This window comes from Flavobacterium sp. 3HN19-14, assembly GCF_051373205.1.
Lineage (GTDB): Bacteria > Bacteroidota > Bacteroidia > Flavobacteriales > Flavobacteriaceae > Flavobacterium.
The window spans coordinates 519,959-541,482 of the sequence record NZ_JBPPZT010000001.1 but is presented as its reverse complement, the minus strand read 5'-3'; the positions used below and the strand labels follow the sequence as shown (position 1 = coordinate 541,482).

The window sequence follows — 21,524 nt, the reverse complement described above, 5'->3', positions numbered from 1 at the left end:
ATTGAATTTCCCGCTTTACATAGCCAAACGCTACTTGCGCAGCGTTTCTAAGAACAACGCCATCAATATCATTAACCGGATTGCGTCGCTTGGCATTATCGTGGGCGCGACGTCGCTGTTTGTCGTGCTGTCAGTCTTTAGCGGACTCATAAACTTCAGCGTTTCGTTTTCCAACACCATTGATCCTGATTTAAAAGCGTTGCCGGTTTCGGGGAAATCATTTTTCATTACACCGACACAGGAACAGAAAATCAGAAATACGCCGGGCGTTGCCGCTTTCAGTAAAGTCATCGAAGAACGCGTTTTATTCGTTTTCAACAGCAAGGAAGAAGTCACTTACCTCAAAGGCGTTGACAGCCTTTTTACCAACGTCAGCACCATAAAAGAAAGTGTTTACCAAGGGCAATGGCTCGAAAACAATACAATCCAGGTGGTTGTCGGAAGGGGAATAGCCGATAAATTGTCAATCGGATTGCTTGATGTAAATAACGTACTCGAAGTATACGTACCAAGACCCGGAAAAGGCGCCGTAGAAACGCCTGACAATGCCTTCAACAAATCGGTGTTGCTGCCTGCAGGCGTTTACGCCATCAGCGAAGACCTTGATTCTAAATATGTTTTTGCCGATTTTTCCGTCGCACAGCGTTTGCTCGAATTCAAACCCGGACAGGTTTCTGCTTTCGAAGTAAAATTAAAACCTGGTGCCGACGAAGAACAGGTGACGAGTGCACTGCAATCCGTCTTCAATAATAAAATCACCATCAAAAACCGCGCACAGCTCAACGACGCCTTATACAAAATGCTGCGTACTGAAAATCTCGCGATTTACCTGATTTTCACCTTGGTTATCATCCTGATTCTTTTTGCTTTTGCAGGTGCGATTATCATGATGATTTTGGATAAGAAAGCCAATCTCAAAACACTTTATAATTTAGGTGCAGAACCGCGTGACTTACGCAGGATTTTCCTTTTACAGGGCACTTTACTCTGTATCAAAGGCGGAGGCATAGGCCTCGCTATCGGCAGTGTAATCGTTTTGCTGCAACAGCATTTTCAATTGGTCATGATTACAGAAAGCCTGGCTTATCCGGTAGTGTTTTCAGTAATGAATATTTTGATTGTTCTGGGAACGATTGTCGTGCTTGGATTTATCGCTTCGCTTATTGCATCGAGCAGGATTAGCAAGAAACTGCTTGAAGAATAAATCGTAAGATTTTGAGACTTTAAAAAATAAAAGGGATAACGTAAAAGTTATCCCTTCATTATTTAATTTAACCGGCCCTCGACTGCGCTCGGGGTGACAAACTATGCTAATTGAACTGGATTTTGTCGAATTTCAACAGTTGTCACCCCGAGCGCAGTCGAGGGCCTTCAACAAATATTATTTCTCCAAAGCGTATCTTCTAGCCACCTCAGTCCAATTGATCACATTAAAAAACGCCTCAATATAATCCGGCCTTCTGTTCTGGTAATTCAAATAATAAGCGTGTTCCCACACATCCATTCCTAAAATCGGAGTACCACCGCAGCCAACTTCCGGCATCAGCGGATTGTCCTGATTCGGAGTACCGCAAACTTCTAATTTGCCGCCTTCCTGAACGCAAAGCCACGCCCATCCGGAACCGAATTGCGTCGCACCAGCTTTGGCAAACTTCGCCTTAAATTCCTCAAAGCTTCCGAAATCCTTCTCAATCGCAGCCGCCAGATCGCCACTCGGTTTTCCGCCGCCGTTCGGAGACATCACTGTCCAGAACAAATTGTGGTTGTAAAAACCGCCGCCGTTATTGCGAACTGCCGCATTTTTCTTATCAAGGTTGATTAAGATATTCTCAATCGTCAATCCGTCCAAATCTGTTCCTGCAATCGCCGCGTTGAGGTTCGTCGTATAAGCATTATGGTGTTTGGTATGGTGTATTTCCATCGTGCGCGCATCAATGTGCGGTTCAAGCGCATCATAGGCATAAGGTAATTTTGGTAATTCAAAAGCCATGGTATGTTTGTTTTTAATCGTTTATAAATATTTTATTCAAATTTAAACATTTAACTTTGAAGTTGGAAATCCTTTTTCGTTATAGTTCTATTAAATATATTGATTTGAAGCTTAATCCCGCTCTCGGCTCAATCTTTTCCTGCCTAAAGAAGGCAGCAAAAGGATACCGCCTCCATCGGGGCTAGGGCAGCATTTCCACAATAAAAATTCGTGCTAATTCGTGCAATTCGTGGCCAAACTAATGCAAACACCATCACTCTCCATCTACGACGCATCCGCAGGTTCCGGAAAAACCTACGCCCTCGTCAAAGAATACCTAAAAATCATCCTCACGTCGCCCAAAAACGACGCCTACCGCAATATCCTGGCGATCACATTCACGAACAAAGCCGTTCATGAAATGAAATCACGCATCGTCGGTAATCTATCTGAATTTGCAAAAGATGATCCGTCCGATAAAGCTGCACAACTGATGCAGGATTTATCCGTCGAAACCGGAATTTCCTTATCCGGAATCAAAGAAAAATCAAAACAGATCATCCGGCACATCATCCACAATTACGCTGCCTTCGATATTTCAACCATCGATAAATTCACGCACAAAGTCATCCGTGCTTTCGCCCACGATTTGAATCTGCCGATGACTTTCGAAGTCACTTTAGACACCGAAAGCCTTTTGACAGAAGCTGTCGACGCCATCATCGCGCAAGCCGGAGAAGACGACACTTTAACAAAACTGCTCGTCGATTTCACGATGGAGAAAACCGACGACGACAAAAGCTGGGATATCTCGCGCGAAATCCTTGAAACAGGAAGATTAATCTTAAACGAAAACAACCGCGAGGAAATCACGCATTTCAAAGACAAATCGATTGAAGAATTCCTCGCCATCAAAAAGAAAATCGCCGAAGCCTGCAAAAATCTTGACGCCGAATGCGTCGATTGCGCGCGCAACATGCTCGAGATGATTGCCACAAACAGCATCGATGAAAAATCATTCTCGCGTGGTACTTTCCCGAATCACGTCAGGGCGATTTCTGAAAGCCGCTACAATCCGAAAAACAAAACTTTTCATGCCTTTGAGGACATTGCCATCAATAAAACCGCTAAAGACCGTGCGATAATTGAAAACATTATCCCTGAATTTTTGTCGGTGCTGTCGTGCGTCTACAAAAATTACGAGAAAAAGCATTTTTACGAAGCGTTCCTCAAGAACATCACGCCACTTTCACTTTTAAACACGGTCAGCAACGAACTCGATAAAATCCAGAAAGAACAAAACGTACTTTCGATAGCCGAATTCAATGCCATCATTCACCGGGAAATCCAGAACCAGCCCGCGCCGTTTATTTACGAAAGGCTTGGCGAAAAATACCGCCATTTCTTCATCGACGAATTTCAGGATACTTCTGAAATGCAATGGCAGAACCTGATTCCGCTGATCGATAATGCGCTTTCGGGGCAAGACGAATCGGGGCAAAAAGGCACACTGATGATCGTCGGCGACCCAAAACAATCGATTTACCGCTGGCGTGGCGGAAAGGCCGAACAATTCATTGCGCTTTCAAAAGAACAAAATCCGGCAGACCACAACGAAAATCCGTTCAGCAATAAGGATAAAAAAGTCGAGCATCTTGACCGCAATTACCGCAGCTACTCAGAAATCATCGATTTCAACAACGATTTTTTCAGGCTGATTTCGAATGAATTCGAGCACGCCGATTACAAAGATTTATACGAAAACCACAGCCATCAGAAAACGAACACGCAAACCGGCGGTTATGTGAATATTTCGTTTTTGCCGCCGGTTGATGCGCCGGATGATAGCGAAGATGCACTCGACAAGACCGATTTGTATGTCCTCGCGACTTTAAATACCATCCAAAAAGTACTAAGACTCGGATTTAAATATAAAGACATCGTCATCCTTACGCGCAAGCGGCAGCAAGGAATCGCGGTAGCAAATTATCTTACGGAACAAAAAATTCCGTTGCTTTCATCGGAAACACTGATGATCCAGAATGCGACAGAAATCAGGTTGATTATTCATTTCCTGAAATATTTGAAAAATGGCGCCGATCTTAATGCCAAAGCGAATTTCCTGCAATATATCGCCCAAAATAGCAGGGAGGAATTGCCGGTACATGATTTTATCGTCAAAGGGATGCAAATGTGGGATGAAGCTGAGTTTGAACAATGGCTGGCAGGTTTCAGCACGACGAGTCCGAAACCATTTTCGTTTAAAAACATCCGCAGGAAATCATTGTATGAAGCGGTCGAAACCATCATTTCGAAATTTATCCCGGCTGAAAACGGACTCAATGCTTACCTGCAATATTTCCTCGATATTGTTCTCGAACGCGATATCCGCAACCAGGCCGGAATTGCAGATTTTCTTGAATATTGGGACAAGAACGCAGAGAAATTCAGCATTCCGTCGCCCGAAGGCAATGATGCGGTGAGAATAATGACGATTCACAAATCAAAAGGACTTGAATTTCCCGTAGTCATCATGCCGTTCGCCGAAGAAGATTACAACCGAAAACCCAAAGATAAATTGTGGCTCAATGCGGAAGAAGGCGATTTCGGGTTGCCAAAAGTGTTGATTGATAACAGCAGCGCCGTTGAAGGTTTTGGCGAATCGGCTTCTGAAGTTTACAACCAGAAAAAACAGGAGGAATTGCTTGATAACATCAATGTTTTGTATGTGGCGCTAACGCGTGCTGAAGAACAATTGTATGTCATTTCAAATAAAAACCTGAACAAAAACGGCGAAATCGTGCCGAATAATATGTCGGCTTTCTTTATGCATTTCCTTGAGCATAAAGGCATTCTTAATGAAGATGTTTCGGAATATGAGTTTGGAAATCCGGTGAAATTATCTGCGGAAAGCGAAACGCAGGAGGAAAGTCCGAAAATCCAGCCCGTTGCCGCAACTTTAAATCCGAAAAACATCAAAATTGCGCAGCGTGAAGCTTTGATGTGGGGCACGCATCAGCAGGACGCCATTGAATACGGGAATGTCGTGCACGAAATACTTTCGTTCGTCAAAACCAAAAATGATGTTGAAACTGCGCTTATAAAAGCCATCGAAAGCGGATTGATCAATACAAATCAATTGGAAACCGTAAGGCAAACAATCGATAATATTTTAAATCATTCCGATTTGGAAAGTTATTTTTCTGATGGCAACCAAATCCTCAATGAACAGACGATTATCCAGAAAGAAGGCGGAACGATTAAGCCTGACAGGATGGTTTTGACGCCCGCGAATGAAATCTTACTGCTCGATTACAAAACCGGAAGCCATCTTCCAAAATACCAGAAACAGCTCGAAAATTATCAGTATGCGATTGAAAAAATGAATTTCAAAGTCGTTAAAAAGGCGCTGGTTTATATTGGGAAAATGTAGAAGTGGTACATTTGTAGTGGTCAGTTCGCAGTGACGCAGTTTCATATTAAGAATAAATACAAACTCAACTATAACAACATGTACGGAAAAATCAAACAACATCTTCAATCGGAATTGCAAACCATTGAAGACAACGGTATTTTTAAAAAAGAACGCATCATCACTTCGCCGCAGGGCGCTGAAATCACCATTTCAACAGGTGAGACGGTGCTGAATTTCTGCGCGAATAATTATCTCGGATTGTCATCGCATCCGGAAGTAGTCCAGGCAGCAAAAGATGCACTTGACACACACGGATTTGGAATGTCATCGGTACGTTTCATTTGCGGAACACAGGACATCCATAAAACGTTAGAGCAAAAAATCGCTGAATTTTACGGCACGGAAGATACGATTTTATATGCCGCAGCTTTTGACGCGAACGGCGGTGTTTTCGAGCCGTTATTCAATGAAGAAGATGCGATTATTTCTGATAGTTTAAACCACGCTTCAATCATTGATGGCGTTCGGTTGTGCAAAGCGGCGCGTTATCGCTACGAAAACAGCAACATGGAAGACCTCGAGCAACAGCTCATCAAAGCCAATGAATCTGGCGCACGTTTCAAAATTATCGTGACCGACGGTGTTTTTCTATGGACGGCGTTGTAGCGCCTTTGGATAAAATCTGTGATCTGGCTGATAAATACGACGCAATGGTCATGGTCGATGAATGCCACGCTGCCGGATTCATCGGTGCGACCGGAAAAGGAACACTTGAGGCGAAAGGCGTAATGGGCCGCATTGACATCATCACCGGAACTTTAGGAAAGGCTTTGGGCGGCGCGATGGGCGGTTATACGACCGGAAAGAAAGAAATCATCGAGTTATTGCGCCAGCGTTCAAGACCTTATCTGTTCTCGAATTCTTTGGCGCCTTCGATTGTTGGCGCGTCAATCAAGGTCTTTGAACTCTTACAAAAAGACACTACTTTACGCGACAAACTGGAATGGAATACCAATTATTTCAAGGAAGGCATGAAAAAAGCAGGTTTTGATATCGTAGAAGGCGACTCTGCGATTGTTCCTGTGATGCTATATGATGCCAAATTGTCACAAAATATGGCCAATGAATTGTTAAAGAAAGGAATTTATGTAATCGGTTTCTTTTTCCTGTCGTACCGAAAGAAAAAGCAAGAATAAGAGTACAATTGTCTGCAGCGCATTCTAAAGAGCACTTAGACAAGGCGATAGATGCTTTTACAGAAGTTGGTAAAGCGCTGAATGTTTTGAAAAATCAGTAATTCCAGCGTTAAGGAAATCAAAAAGTTTAACATATAGTTTTGTAATTCGTTAAATCCGTCATACTTTTGTTTAGTAATAACATATTGTAATCAAATAAATCAAGTATGAAAAATCTTAACAAATTATTTATCGCTGCCTGCCTTCTTGCCGGACTTAGTTCGCAAGCACAGGACAGCAACAATCCATGGGCATTGACCTTTGGAGCTAATGCCGTCGACACCAGGACGAGTGCCGGTGACGACAATTTTATGGCCGACTTCGACCAAATGTTTAAAGTAAAAGACAACTGGAATATCCTTCCGTCATTGTCTTTTGTAAATGTTAGCAGATACATGGGCGGCGGTTTTACTTTTGGCGTTACAGGATCGGTTAACAAGATTACTAAATTTGTAAACCGTTCTACTACAAACCCAAAAGATTTCGTTACCACAAATCCTGGCGACCTTGCTTACTACGGTGTTGATGGTGTAATCAAGTACAGCTTTATGAACATGATTGGTTCAAAAGTAATTGATCCGTCTTTACACATTGGAGGTGGTTACACATGGTTTGGTGACTACGATCAGGGAACTTTAAATGGTGGTGTTGGATTGACTTTCTGGTTCTCAGAAAACATCGGTCTTTCTTTACAATCATCTTACAAGAAAGCTTTTGCTGATGACAACAGGAATAACTTCCCGTCACACTTCCAGCACTTCGCAGGTCTTACTTTCAAATTCGGAGGTAAAGATACAGACGGAGACGGAATCTATGACAAAGACGATGCTTGTCCTGAAGTAGCTGGTCGCAAAAGAATTGAAAGGTTGTCCTGATACAGATGGCGACGGAATTCTTGACAAAGACGATGCTTGTGTTGACGTAGCTGGTTTGGCTGAATTCCAGGGATGTCCTGATACCGATAAAGATGGTATCACTGACGCTCAGGATGCTTGTCCTGAAGTAGCAGGTTTGAAAGCTTTCCAAGGCTGTCCTGATACTGACGGAGACGGAACGCAAGACAAAAATGACAAATGTGTTACCACTCCTGGTCCGAAAGAAAACGCAGGTTGCCCTTGGCCAGATACAGACGGAGATTCTGTTTTGGATAAAGACGACAAATGCCCTACTGTAAAAGGTACTGTTGCTAACAACGGTTGTCCTGAAATCTCTGAAGAGCAAATCAACAAATTGAATGCTTATGCTAAAACAATCTTGTTCAACAGTGGTAAATCAACTTTCCAACAACAAACATTCCCTGTATTGCAGTCAATCGTTGCGATTTTGAAAGAATATCCTTCTTCTAAATTCAGCATCGAAGGCCACACAGACAGCGATGGTAAAGATGCAATGAACCAGAAATTATCTGAAGACAGAGCAGCAGCCGTTAAAAATTACCTGATTGAAAACGGTATTGCTTCAGACAGATTATCTTCTGCAGGTTTCGGTGAAACTAAACCAATCGATACCAACAAAACTGTAAAAGGTAAAGCGAACAACCGTAGGGTTGAGGTGAAATTGGTAAAATAATTTCAGCTTAAAATAATTAAGGAAACGCCCCGATAAACCGGGGCGTTTTTTTATTTTTATACGATGACAGCAACTTCTTTTCTTGACAGGGCAGCGCAGGTTTTAATCGAAAATTATCCGGAGAATTTATCTGAGACAACCGTTGTCCTGCCGAATAAACGCGCCCGCATTTTCCTGATTGAAGCACTTAAAAAACAGGCCAGCCATAACATCTTAGCGCCACAAATCATCAGCATTGAAGATTTTATCCAGGAAATTTCTGGCATCCGTGCCATTGACCCGATAGAATTGCTGTTTGAATTTTATGAGGTCTACCTGTCAGTCACCAAAAAGAAAACCAGCAGACTTTTGAACTCTTCGCGAATTGGGCAAAAACATTATTACAAGATTTTAATGAAATCGACCGTTATTTACTCGACGCTTCGCATGTGCTTTCATACCTGAAAGACATCGAGGACATCAGGAAATGGGGCATAGAACCCGAAAATAAAACGAAGCTGCTCGAAAACTACATTGACTTCTGGAAACTGCTGCCATTGTATTACGAATCACTTTACAATCATTTATTGCAGAAAAGCGTCGGCTATCAGGGATTGATTTACAGAGAAGCTGTCGGCAACCTCAATCATTTTTCTGAAGCTATTGGCGCAAAGCAATTCCTGTTCGCAGGATTCAACGCGCTGAATGCATCCGAAGAGAAAATCATCCAGCATTTAATAGCAACCGGTCATGCACAGATTTTATGGGACGCTGACCAGGCTTTTCTAAACGATCCGTTTCATGATGCGGGCTTGTTTTTAAGGCGTTTTAAAGACCACTGGAAGCATTATAAAAGCAATCCGTTCGAATGGATTGTAAACGATTTTTCAGCGTCGAAAAACATCAGCATTATCGGAACGCCTAAAAGTGTCGGGCAAGCCAAAATCGCAGGCAGCATCCTCGAAAAAATCACTAATGAAAATCCGCAACAAAATCTTGATAAAGTCGCCGTCGTTTTAGGAGAAGAAAACTTGCTCGTGCCACTCTTATACGCGTTGCCGGAAACCGTCGGCAGTCTCAACATTACGATGGGTTATCCGGCGCGCAACAATCCGGCGCAAATTTTAATTGCAAAACTTTTCAAAGCACATACCAATGCGTTTTCAAGAAGCAATTACGTGTTTTATTACAAAGACCTGCTCGATATTTTAACGCATCCGTTAATTGAGCCTTATGCCGGAGCGTCGGCACTTGTCAGTACAATCAACAGAAACAATTACACATTTATTACACATAAAAAACTGCTGGAATTGCAGCCTGAACCCAACCGATTGTTTGGTGCTTTATTCCAAAAATGGGAAAACGGCGCGATGGAAGTGCTGGACACAATTTCGGGTTTACTGCTTACCATCAAAAACAATTTAGGCAACGACAGCGAAGAGGAAAAAATCACCAAGGCTTTTGTTTTTTCGATTTTCAAAACCATCAATAAACTGATTAATTATTATTCGCAGCACAGCCATATTGATAAAATAGAGACGCTTTATGCCATTTACAAGCAAGTTATTGATTTGGCCGAAGTCTCTTTTGAAGGCGAGCCGCTGACAGGTTTGCAGGTTATGGGTGTATTGGAAAGCCGCGTGCTCGATTTTGAAACGGTCATCGTAACATCGATGAATGAAGGGAAATTTCCTGCCGGAAAATCAATGAATTCGTTCATTCCGTATGATGTGAAACACGAATTGGGTTTGCCGACTTTCAAGGAAAAAGACGCGATTTATACCTATCACTTTTACCATTTACTACAGCGCGCCAAAAATATTTATCTCTTATATAATACTGAAAGCGAAGGTCTTGATGCCGGTGAAAAAAGCCGTTTTATCACGCAGCTAGAGGTCGAAAAGCAGCAAAACCATACAATCACGCACGAAATTTACAACGCCGATTTACCCGAAACTGCTTATGAACCGATGATTATCCCGAAGTCGGAAAGCGTAATGCTGCGTTTGCGTGAAATTGCCGAAAAAGGATTTTCTCCTTCGGCACTGACAAGCTATATCCGAAATCCCGTCGATTTTTATTTCCAGAAGATATTGCGCATCGGCGACGTTGATGAGGTCGAAGAGAATATCGCACTCAACACTTTAGGGACGATTATACATGAATCATTGCGGGTTTTGATCGAGCCATTCGTTGGGAAATTCCTTTCTGAAGCCGGAATCGAAAGTTGTTTTAAAGTAATGGATGCTGTGGTTTTGGAGCAATTCAGAATTTTCTACAAAGAAGGCGAAATCAAAAAAGGGCGTAATTTATTAGCTTTTGAAGTGGCCAAACGCAACGTTTTTAATTTCCTCAAAGTCGAATTGGACAATATCAAAAACGGAGATTCAATAAAAATCCTGGCTTTAGAGCAGCATTTCGAACAGGTTTTAGAACATTCCGGATTTACCCTTTCCTGTAAAAATTGGCGGTTCCGTCGACCGGATTGAATTGCGGCAGGAAACGGGTTTTCCGGCGAAAATCAGGATTATCGATTATAAATCAGGACGCGTCAATCTTGCCGATGTTAGCCTGAAATCCTGGAGCGGACTCACATCTGACATCAAAAACGACAAAATAATACAGATTCTGGCGTATGCTTTTATGTATGAAAATCTTGCAGAAGAAATGCCTGTGGAGGCCGGAATCATCTCATTTAAAAATATGAAATCAGGATTTTTGCCGTTTAATTATAAAGAAGATAATGGGAAGAAAACCATCATCGATGCAGCCATTCTTGCTGAATATACCGGGCAGATTGTTTTGTTGTTGAAGGAGATTCTCGATGTGGAAATTCCGTTTACGGAGAAAGTTTAGAACTATATAGGATCTTAGAACATCCCATATCTCTATGTGGTTTAAACTTTCTTCATAAAACCTTCCAAAGCCTTCAGAAGCGGTTCGCGGTTTTCAATCGGCGACATGTGGCCATCAGGAAAAGTTACGAGCTGGACAGAAGTATTCTCTATCTGCGCGAGGTTTTCTTCATAATTTAAGACAGGATCTTTTTTGCCCAAAATCAACAAAATAGGATAAGGCGCAAAATGCAGCAGGACTTCGCGGTCTTTCCGGATTTTCATGCCTTCGAGAGACGCTACGATACCCTGTAAAGGCGTTTTCAAAGCTTCGAGCTTTACATTTTCGATTTCATCTTCAAGCCGTTCGCGGTTGTCTTCGCTGAACAAATTCGCAATCGACATGCGTACGAAATTTGTATAATTCTGCTTTACGGCTTTAATGGCGCGGTCACGATTGGTCTTGCGTTCGTCGCTGTCGGCGATAGAGGTTGAGTTCACCAAAGCGATTCCCTTTAGCATATCCGGATACAATTCGGCGAAAGCCAAAGCCACATAACCGCCCATCGAATGTCCTGCAAGAACCGCTTTCCGGATGCGCAATTCTGATAAAACGGCATGCACCGCATCGGCATTGTCTTCCATGGTTTGTACGTAGCCCATTGGTTCGGTTTGCCCGTGGCCCAGTAAATCAATCAGTATGACGCGGTTTTTTTCGGAGAGTTTCGGAACAAAATGTTCCCACATCGTACTGTTTTCAAGGAAACCGTGCAGCAGCACGAGTGCAGTTCCTTTTCCGGTGTCGGAGTAAGCGATGCGTGTATTTTTATGGATGAGGGTTTTCACGATTTTGATTTCAGGTAAATTACGAAATTATTTTTTTAAATCAACTATGGCAAGATTTTTTCCGGCAATGCAGCTGTAGTCCATCACGTTAAAATTAGGGAAAGCCTTTATATTATTGTTATATTTACTGTATTACAGGAAATTGCAATGGTTTTATTATACAAAAGCAGCATCAACTTTAAACTAAAAGCGCTTATGTTAATGCTTTTGGTGGGCTGTTGTACGATAAAAACTTCCGGGCAGGATTTTAAGTGGTTGTATACGATTCCATCTGTAAAGGTTGTGGTGAATTCAAGTTCCTACATTTACAATTTGGCAACTAATGACAATAACGAAATTTATGCATTAGGCGGTCATTATGGTGAGCATGATTTTGGAGACGGGCAGCAGGAAATGATTCACCACGGCAATCCTGATGGCGCCAACAATTTTATAATCAAGCTTGATGCAGATAAAAACGTTTTGTGGGTGAGGCATTTCGATTTTGCCACTCATTTATATTTTGGCTCAATTACGTTAGATGATAATGGAGATGTATTTATCAGCGGAACTGTAGAGACGCGAACATCATCGGTATACCTGAATCCAAATCCTACAAATCCCGGTATTCCGAATGCTTATACGCCCACTCACCAAAATTTATTACCTCAGCATTATTATGGTTTCATTATTAAGCTCGATGCTCAGGGGAATTATAGCAACAGCATTCTTTTTCCGGACATTGCCTTGAGTTCTCTGAACGGTAATATTATGGGCGAAATGACAAAAGATCATGATAACAATCTCATAACTACTGGCGCATCATTGTTGGATTATTTTAATCCTGTTCCTGAATGGGCCATGTGATTAAATTGACCATAATCTCAATATACTTTGGGAAAAACATTTTGACAACCAAAACGCCGACTCAGTAAATAGTTTTTTCAAGGTTAGTTGCGACAGCCAGAACAACATTTACTGCTCAGGCTCCTACCGTAAAAATTTCACATTTGGTAATACGGCCTTGCAGCAAGATCTCGACGCATCGGACCTGCCCAATTTTATTTGCAAATTTTCTCCCGGCGGCACCGAAAACTGGATTGTTGAATTGCCGGATTATCTTGTTCGTGATTTTAAGGCAGATGCTTCAGACAATTTGTATTTTCTGGCAGGCTACTTCAATCCTCCTGCTGTTCAGTTTGGAAATACGTCGGTCAGTAATTTGCCGGTTCTGGACAATCAGGAATTGGCGCTGTTTAAAATCGATGTCAACCGCAACTTTATATGGAATTTTCCGATTTACGGATTGGGAACACAGCAAGCTTATAATTTGGCCATTAATAATTTCGGAGAAATACTGATTCCGGTACAATCGAAAAGAAATACGACATTGCATTACGCCAGCCAAAGTAACACCATCGCAACCGGAAATAATTTAGTTACCTTGTTTAAAGTAAAACCCGACGGAAATTTAACCGATTTTAAGCGTTTGTACGAGAATACGACCAGTGGTGATGTATCTCCTTATGGAATTTGCGCCGATTCAGGCGGCGATATTATTCTGGGAGGATTTATCAGAAGCCCGACAGATTTCGACCCGAGCCTGTATGACGAGCATACCGTAATACCGTCTACCTATCTTTATCCCGTAGAGGGTATTGAAACGACCTTTTACGAATCGATAGGTTTTATCTTAAAACTTGAAAATTGCGATACGCAGCAGTTGTACGGTAATCAATATGATTTGTGCGCTGACGAATTTCCAAACCCGACAATCGGCGATATAAAACTGGCCGGATCAAATGTCGTCTGGTATGCGTCGTCAGTCGCAACAACAAAATTGAATGCCAATTTTCCGTTGGTTGACGGGCAAACTTATTATTATGAAAATCCTGTGGAAAACTGTTCGGATGCCGGCCGGTTTCCGTTGCAAATCAACATATTGCCGCCATCGCCATTGCCTGTAATCGCGAATATACAGCCTTGTTATTTTCAGAGTATGAGATTGTCTGATGTCAATATTTCCGGGCAAAGCCTGATATTTTACACGGCAGATACCAACGAAATTATTCCTGCTGCAACTTTTATTGTTCCGGGAACCACTTATTATGTATCGCAAACCGTTGGATTTTGTGAAAGTGCAAAAATTCCGTTGACACTTTTCGACAATCCCGGTTCCGCAATAACAGAATATTCGATTGGTTTCTGTGACGACGGCAGTAACAGAAGCATCGACTTATCGGATTATAATGTTCATTTTTTGCCGAACGGCGCTTCGCAATCAGATTATATGTTTGCTTATTTTCACTCTGATGCCGATGCAAATGCCAATGTAAACCCGATTACCAATTTCCAAAACTATCCGGTCAATCAACAAACGGTTTACATCAGGATATTTTCATCACAATCTTCCTGTTTCAGGATTGTCAATCTAAAGCTTGAACTTTTCAGTCCGCCTGTGATTGACGAAGTTCAAATCGTAGATTTAGCGGAGAATAATTCAATTACGATTTTGCCTTTCGATGCCAATTATACTTACTCATTAGACGGAATAACTTTCCAGACCGAAAATTATTTCGAAAATCTAACTGCCGGCGAATACAAACTCTACATCAAAAACGGCGATTGTCCCGGAGCACCAAAAGCTGTTTATGTCCTGGCTTACCCGAAATTCTTTACGCCCAACGGCGACGGCACAAACGACAGCTGGAAAGTCAAATATTCCCAATTGCAGGTTTCATTCAGCATAGAAATCTATGACCGATATGGCAAAGTCATCACCGTTTTGGATAAAACCAGCGCCGGCTGGGACGGTACTTACCAAGGACATAAACTTCCCGCCGACGATTATTGGTTCAGGATCATCCGCCTGACCAATAAAGAAATAATTTACAGAGGCCATTTTGCGCTTAAAAGATGAGTTCATTCCGTTGCATTAAAATGAAGTGCAACCGGTATTTTATCGCTATATTTACGATATCACAGAAAATCCAATGGTTTTATTATACAAAAATAACGGCTGTTTTAAACTGAAAGCACTCTTGCTGCTGCTCCTGGTTGGCTGTTATGCGGTAAAAACTTCGGCACAAGATTTTAAGTGGTTGTATTCGCCTGTAGGAATAAGTGGTGACACGTATGGTTTAATCCGTTGTCACATTACAACTATTGCGACCAATAGCAACAACGAGATTTACGCAACCGGAGACCATATGGGCGAACACAATTTCGGAGACGAACAACACCAAATAAATATAAAGGGCAGTAGCGGCACCGCTTATTTCATTACCAAACTTGATGAAAATAAGAATGTTTTGTGGGCAAAACAGTTTGATTTTGGAAATCGTATTATGTATTTTGGGGATATTGTTTTTGATGATAATGGAAATGTTTTTATCAGTGGAATGGTAGAGCTTTCCCTTACATCAGCATACCTCAATCCGAATCCGGCAAACCCGTCTTTTCCAAATGTATATGCCCCCACACAGGAAAATTTACAACACGGCCATTTTTATGGATTTGTCATTAAATTAAATGCCCAGGGAAATTATATCAACAGCATTATCCTTCCGGATATTTATTTGAGCGGAATGGTAAAAGATCACGATAATAATTTCGTGGCCACGGGTGAATCATTGTTCGATGTACTTTTTCCTTTCCGGAAATGGGCCATATTGTTAAATTCGATAACAACCTCAATATACTTTGGGAAAAGCATTTTGACAACCAGAACAGCAATTCCGAAAATGGTTTTTTCAGTGTTGCATGCGACAGCCAGAATAATATTTATTGCTCAGGTTCTTACCGCAAAAGCTTCACATTCGGCAATGCTGCGCTGCAACAGGATTTGGACGCATCGGACGTGCCCAATTTCATTTGCAAATTTTCCCCGGAGGTACTGAAGACTGGATTGTAGAATTGCCCGATTATTCTGTATATGATTTAAAGATGGATGCTTCAGACAGCCTTTATTTTCTTGCGGCTTACTTTAATCCTCCTCCCGTTCAGTTTGGAAATACAACAGTAAGTAACCTGCCGATTACAGACAGCCCGGAATTAGTTTTGTTTAAAATCGACGGCAACCGCAACTTTATCTGGAATTTTCCGATATACGGATTGGAAAAACAAGAGGCTTATAATTTTGCACTTAACAATTTTGGCGAGGCGATCGTTCCGGTAAAATCGAAAAATAATACAACCCTGCATTACAGCAGCCAAAACCATACAATCCAAACAGGAACAGACATAGTTACGCTGTTAAAGATAAAGCCAGACGGAAATTTAGCCGATTTTAAGCGTTTGTACAATAATACGACCAACGACGAAGTAGTAACGTATCGAATTTGCAGCGATACCGACAATAATATTATTCTGGGAGGCTATATTGCAGGCCAGACCGATGTTGACCCGAGTATTTTTGATGAACATATCATATCGCCGCCGACTTATACCTCTGATGCAAGCGGAACTTTAGAAACCTATTACGAAGTAGTTGGTTCTATATTGAAACTTGAAAATTGTGATGCGCTGCCATTGTATGACAATCAATATGACTTTTGTTCAGGTGAATACCCGAATCCTACAATCGGCGACATAGAACAGCTCGGCTCAAATGTCAGCTGGTACGCATCGGCAGTTTCACCAACGAAATTGAATGATAATTTTCCGTTAGTTGACGGAGCAACCTATTATTACGATAACCCTGTAGAAAATTGTTCCGATCTCGGACGGTTCCCGCTGCAAATTGAAATATTGCCCGCCTCGCCATTACCTGTCCTATCGAATTTGCAGCCTTGTTATTTTCAGGGCATGAGGTTATCAGATATAAATATAACGGGTCAAAACCTGATATTTTATACGGCCGATACAGGCGAAATTATCCCTGCCGCAACCTTCATTGTTCCGGGCGTTACTTATTATGTGACGCAAACGGTTGGATTTTGTGAAAGTGACAAAGTTCCTGTGACTTTTTCTGATAATTCCGGTTCCGGAATAACTGAATATGAGGTTGGTTTCTGCGATGATGGCAGCAGCAGAAGCATTGACTTGTCGGATTATAATATTCATTTTCTTTCGAATGGCGCTTCTCAGTCAGATTACACGTTCAGTTACCATCATTCTTATGCCGATGCGAATGACAATGTAAATCCGATAACTAATCCCTATAATTATACGGCAAATCAACAAACGGTTTACGTCAGGATATTTTCATCACAATCTTCATGTTTCAGAATTGTCACTTTAAAGATTGAGCTTTTCAGCCCGCCCATTATTGGCGAAGTTCAAATCGACGATTTGAAAGAAAATAATTCAATCACGATTTTACCTTTTGATGCCAATTACACTTATTCTTTAGACGGAACGACTTTTCAAAGCAGCAATTATTTTCAAAATCTAACTGCCGGCGAATACAAGCTGTATATTAGAAACGGCGACTGTACCGGAGCTCCTAAATCTGTTTATGTTTTAGATTACCCGAAATTCTTCACACCCAACGGCGACGGCACAAACGACAACTGGAAAGTCGAATATTCCCAACTTCAGATTTCATTCAACATAGAAATCTACGACCGGTATGGCAAGGTCATCACCGTCCTTGATAAAACCAGCGCGGGCTGGGATGGCACTTATCAGGGGCGTAAACTTCCCGCTGATGATTATTGGTTCAGGATCATCCGCCTGACCAATAAGGAAATTATTTACAGAGGACATTTTGCTTTGAAAAGATAAATCACAGATCAATTTAGCCACGAATTTCACGAATTAGCACAAATTTATTCGAGTGAATCCGTGGCAAACAAAAAGATCATATAAAAACGGCCTGCATCACTGCAAGCCGTTTTTATTGATTTTTCATTATTAATTATTAACTGTTCATCAACTCCTCAATTTCCCCAGCTTCAATCGGAATATTGCGCATCAGATTAAATGGTTCGCCCTGTTGTTGAACCACAACATTATCTTCCAGACGAATTCCAAAACCTTCGGCCGGAATATAAATCCCCGGTTCAACGGTAAAAACCATATTGGCTTTCATCGGTTCGTGCAAAAGACCATAATCGTGCGTGTCGAGTCCGAGATGGTGCGAAGTGCCGTGCATGAAATATTTCTTGTAAGCCGGCCATTCCGGATTTTCATTCTGAACATCTGCTTTGTCGATCAATCCTAATCCAAGCAATTCAGAAGTCATTAATTTGCCGACTTCCACATGGTATTGTTTCCATAAAGTGCCCGGCGTAAGCAATTTCGTTGCTTCATTTTTGACACGTAAAACCGCATTATAAACAGCTTTCTGCCTGTCGGTATATTTTCCTGAGACCGGAATCGTACGCGACAAATCACTTGAATAATTCGCATATTCTGCGGCGACGTCAAGCAAGATCAAATCGCCGGCCTTGCATTGCTGGTTATTTTCGATGTAATGCAGCACGTTGGCATTATTACCTGAAGCGATGATTGGCGTATAGGCAAATCCTTTCGAGCGGTTGCGGATGAATTCATGGATGAGTTCCGCCTCGATTTCATATTCAGTCACATTTGGTTTTACAAAAGACAATAATCTGCGGAAACCTTTTTCGGTAATATTGCACGCATTCTGGATGAGGTCGATTTCTTCGCTTTCCTTCACTGAGCGAATCCGCTGTAAAATCGGGTTGCTTTTTGCCACATTGTGCGCCGGATATTTCGTTTTCCACCATTTTACGAAACGGTCTTCACGCGTCTCGGTTTCAACGGCGGCGCGGTAATGCTCGTTGGTGTTGATGTACATCGTATCGGAATACGTCATCATTTCGTTAAGGATTTTATGGAAATCCTGCAGCCAGTAAACGGTCTTGATTCCGGAAACCTCGAATGCGCGTTCTTTGGTCAGTTTTTCACCTTCCCAAATGGCGATGTGCTCGCTGGTTTCTTTGAGGAATAAAATTTCGCGTTGGTGCTCATAAGGCGCGTCAGGGAACAGCAAAAGCACACTTTCTTCCTGGTCAACGCCAGAAAGATAAAAGATGTCGCGGTGCTGCGCGAACGGCAAAGTGCTGTCGGCAGAGACCGGATAAATGTCGTTGGAATTGAAAACCGCAACGCTGTTCGGTTGCATCTGTGCGGTAAATTTCGCGCGGTTTTTTATGAATAAATTGCGGTCAATCTGGTGGTATTTCATGTTTTTTGTTTTAGTGGCAAAGAGACAAAGTTACAAAGTTTCAGAGGAAAATTGACAGTCAATTTCCAACCTTTTCTTCCTTTTCCTTATCAGTATCAATATAAATCCTTTTGATTATGAAAAATCCTCAAAAATACATTATTACAATAGATGAGCCGTGCCACGAAAACTGGTCGGACATGCAACCGCAAAACGGCGGCAGATTCTGCGGCAGTTGTGTCAAATCGGTAATTGATTTTACGAAATTGTCGGATAGCCAAATTATCAGTATTCTTCAGAAATCCAACGGTGCCAGCATCTGCGGAAGATTCAATAAAGAGCAAATCAACAAAATTATGGTGCAGACAAATGCCGAGAGAAGCAATCCGGCGTTGTACAAAATTTTAGCGGGTTTATTGCTGCTCGCGTCTGTTGAAACTGCAGTCGGACAAAATACGCAAACAACTAATCCGACCGAAACAGCGGTGGAAAATGAATATCATAATATTAAAGGAAAAGTTGCAATTGCTCTGGTCATCAGCGGGACAGTGACAAATCAAAAAGGGAAAGCCGTTGCGGGCGCGAGCATTTTCTCGCAACGAACCAATACGACAATCCTCACCGACAAAAACGGACAATTCTCACTCAAAACTTATGGCGGAGATCAATTGACCATTTCTAAAAGTGGTTATGAAACGCAAAACATTTCGGTTTTAAAGGATGTAATTAAAATAGTCCTCAAAAAAACCAAAATAGTTGCTGAAATTGAAACCAGAGAAAATGGCAATACCATCATGGGCGATGTCGCTTATGTTGAAGTGCCGAGAAAAGTAAATTACGTCATCGACGGCGTCCTGAATGCAGATTTTAAAATTGACGCTATCGATGCGAAACGAATTAAATCTGTCAGCGTCATAAAAGAAGCACCGTCAGAAGTGCGCAGCAGCAGAAATGACGTCGAAACAATAAATATCACAACCGATCTGACCAAAGAAGAAAAACAAAAACTAAAAATTAAAACGGAATAATAATCAGTCCATCCATTTATAATACCGCGCACCAATCAAATTCGGGTTTTCAATTTCAATACGGTCTAAAACCCATTCATTTTTTGGAGCTGCAATACTTTGTTTTTGTTCCTTTTTATGAAGTTTTTCATAGGTCTTAAAATCGATTTCATGACTTTCTGCCAAAGTTTCAAAAAGCTTTACAGATTGCATTGCGGTTTTCCATTCCGGTTGCATTTCGCCTTCAAAAACTTTTGATTTGGAACCGCTTCCATAAGCCAGGAAACCAAATTTTTGCCCGGAAATTTCTGTTTTTGTATCGTAAAAATGCGCCAAAGTCGACAATAATCCCATAAAAATCGAACCGGTGTATAAATTTCCAATCAATGACGAAGCCAATTCCGCCGGCATTAATTTTTGGTTGACGAATTCGCGGTAACGTTCAGATTTCGCGGTTTCTTTTAACTTATTTTGATATTCGGATGCGTCTTCATTTCCTGAAATAATTTTGTCTTCCGCGTCAAGCGCATAAATTTCCGACAGCATCCTTCTTCCCTGAAACGCATACGGCAAATGCATCACGATGCTGGCCCAGGATTTATAAACGGTTTCGGTTGCACCTTTGTGTTTTTTAAACAGAAAATACGCATTCCGCGTCCAGTTCGATATAACATTGGTTGGAATATTGTCCGTCGAAAACCGGCTGGTCTTTATGGATTTGAATTTTGGCTTCGACATTGCCAAACCAGTCTTCATTGTTGTCATTTCCGGTAATTGCTGATTTTTCGATTTCGCGGTATGGCTTGAAGAAATCAAAAAGTCCCTTTGTATCCGTTGCCCATTCTTCCGCGAAAGCGATAATTTTAGGATTCGCCGAAATCAGCATCGCCAAAGCGCCCGCGCCTTGTGTATATTCTCCGGTCGAACCTAAATCGTATTTTGCAATATCGGTCGTTACGACAATCGCTTTTTTCGTCGGATTCAATTTGATGAAGTCAAGGCAATTCTGCATCGCATCAACGCCGCCGATACAGGCAAAAGTAAAATCGACGACGTCGCAACCACTCAAAGTTCCAAAACCAAATTTTTGTTCCATTAAATCAATTAAAAACGACGCAATAGGTTTTGAGTTGTCGATGCCGCTTTCGGTGCCAACGTAAATCCGCGCGATTTCTCCCAAATTTATGTTGTTTTCTGAAATCAGTTTCGTCAATGCATTCGCACCAAAGACCACCGTATCCTGGTGTGCGTCAGGCAATGTCATTTTGAGTAATCCGAGTCCTTTTTCGAGTTTTTCAGGTTCAATATTGCGGGCATTCGCCAGCGTTTTTATGGGTAGATGTATTTTGGCTACGTCAAAAGCGATGGCGTCGATTCCGGTTTTTATCATTTTGATTTTGATTTCTGAGTCGATAAAATTACGATTATGAAGTGTTTTCGAATTCATTTCAGCGTAGAAAAACCGCCTGAAATTGCATTTTTAAGGATTCTGAAAAATTTAATCCCGTAAATTCCCAAATCCGTAATTTTTCTGTGGAAAGCGGCCACTTTAAATT

Annotated in this window: 10 protein-coding genes and 4 pseudogenes; 10 read left to right on the top strand and 4 right to left on the bottom strand. The window is 41.7% G+C overall.

Features of this window, described 5'->3' with window-relative positions:
- The first annotated feature begins 1 nt into the window (after position 1).
- Positions 2–1,204, top strand: coding sequence for an ABC transporter permease (locus ACSLFW_RS02760; protein WP_436554544.1), 1,203 nt, complete (start codon positions 2–4; stop codon positions 1,202–1,204).
- A 177-nt stretch (positions 1,205–1,381) separates the two neighbouring features.
- On the opposite strand, the gene ACSLFW_RS02755 is transcribed toward ACSLFW_RS02760, so the two are convergent.
- The gene (locus ACSLFW_RS02755) at positions 1,382–1,990 is read right to left on the bottom strand and encodes a superoxide dismutase (RefSeq protein ID WP_436554543.1); all 609 of its coding nucleotides are present in this window, start codon (positions 1,988–1,990) and stop codon (positions 1,382–1,384) included.
- A 241-nt stretch (positions 1,991–2,231) separates the two neighbouring features.
- On the opposite strand from ACSLFW_RS02755, the gene ACSLFW_RS02750 reads away from it, so the two are divergent.
- The 4 genes and pseudogenes from ACSLFW_RS02750 (at position 2,232) to ACSLFW_RS02735 (ending at position 11,023) form a co-directional block, all read left to right on the top strand.
- Positions 2,232–5,402: a UvrD-helicase domain-containing protein gene (locus tag ACSLFW_RS02750; protein WP_436554542.1), complete on the top strand. Its 3,171-nt coding sequence runs from the start codon at positions 2,232–2,234 to the stop codon at positions 5,400–5,402.
- A gap of 78 nt (positions 5,403–5,480) precedes the next feature.
- Positions 5,481–6,681: pseudogene (kbl, locus tag ACSLFW_RS02745) on the top strand (glycine C-acetyltransferase).
- A gap of 105 nt (positions 6,682–6,786) precedes the next feature.
- A pseudogene (locus tag ACSLFW_RS02740) lies at positions 6,787–8,188 on the top strand (OmpA family protein).
- 63 nt (positions 8,189–8,251) lie between these two features.
- Positions 8,252–11,023 (top strand): annotated as a pseudogene (locus ACSLFW_RS02735) (PD-(D/E)XK nuclease family protein).
- Positions 11,024–11,064: 41 nt separating this feature from the next.
- Here ACSLFW_RS02735 and ACSLFW_RS02730 read toward each other — a convergent pair.
- Positions 11,065–11,847 (bottom strand): alpha/beta fold hydrolase, encoded by a 783-nt coding sequence (locus ACSLFW_RS02730; RefSeq protein ID WP_436554541.1) that lies wholly within the window; start codon positions 11,845–11,847, stop codon positions 11,065–11,067.
- Positions 11,848–11,994: 147 nt separating this feature from the next.
- Between ACSLFW_RS02730 and ACSLFW_RS02725 the strand changes: the two genes are divergently transcribed.
- From ACSLFW_RS02725 to ACSLFW_RS02710, 4 genes are all read left to right on the top strand, one after another.
- Entirely contained in the window at positions 11,995–12,693 is a 699-nt protein-coding gene (locus ACSLFW_RS02725) for a hypothetical protein (RefSeq protein WP_436554540.1), read from the top strand.
- A gap of 157 nt (positions 12,694–12,850) precedes the next feature.
- Positions 12,851–14,746, top strand: a complete 1,896-nt coding sequence (locus tag ACSLFW_RS02720; RefSeq protein ID WP_436554539.1) for a T9SS type B sorting domain-containing protein — start codon at positions 12,851–12,853, stop codon at positions 14,744–14,746.
- Positions 14,747–14,771: 25 nt separating this feature from the next.
- Positions 14,772–15,725, top strand: coding sequence for a hypothetical protein (locus ACSLFW_RS02715; protein ID WP_436554538.1), 954 nt, complete (start codon positions 14,772–14,774; stop codon positions 15,723–15,725).
- The gene (locus ACSLFW_RS02710) at positions 15,700–17,553 is read left to right on the top strand and encodes a T9SS type B sorting domain-containing protein (RefSeq protein ID WP_436554537.1); all 1,854 of its coding nucleotides are present in this window, start codon (positions 15,700–15,702) and stop codon (positions 17,551–17,553) included. The genes ACSLFW_RS02715 and ACSLFW_RS02710 overlap by 26 nt, the downstream gene beginning before the upstream one ends.
- A gap of 136 nt (positions 17,554–17,689) precedes the next feature.
- Here ACSLFW_RS02710 and ACSLFW_RS02705 read toward each other — a convergent pair whose 3' ends face one another.
- Complete coding sequence (locus ACSLFW_RS02705) at positions 17,690–18,982, bottom strand: aminopeptidase P family protein (RefSeq protein ID WP_436554536.1); 1,293 nt, start codon at positions 18,980–18,982, stop codon at positions 17,690–17,692.
- A 116-nt stretch (positions 18,983–19,098) separates the two neighbouring features.
- On the opposite strand from ACSLFW_RS02705, the gene ACSLFW_RS02700 reads away from it, so the two are divergent.
- Entirely contained in the window at positions 19,099–19,989 is an 891-nt protein-coding gene (locus ACSLFW_RS02700; protein ID WP_436554535.1) for a carboxypeptidase regulatory-like domain-containing protein, read from the top strand.
- Positions 19,990–19,992: 3 nt separating this feature from the next.
- Here the strand turns inward: ACSLFW_RS02700 and ACSLFW_RS02695 are convergent.
- Positions 19,993–21,355 (bottom strand): annotated as a pseudogene (locus ACSLFW_RS02695) (hydroxymethylglutaryl-CoA synthase family protein).
- Positions 21,356–21,524 lie beyond the last annotated feature (169 nt).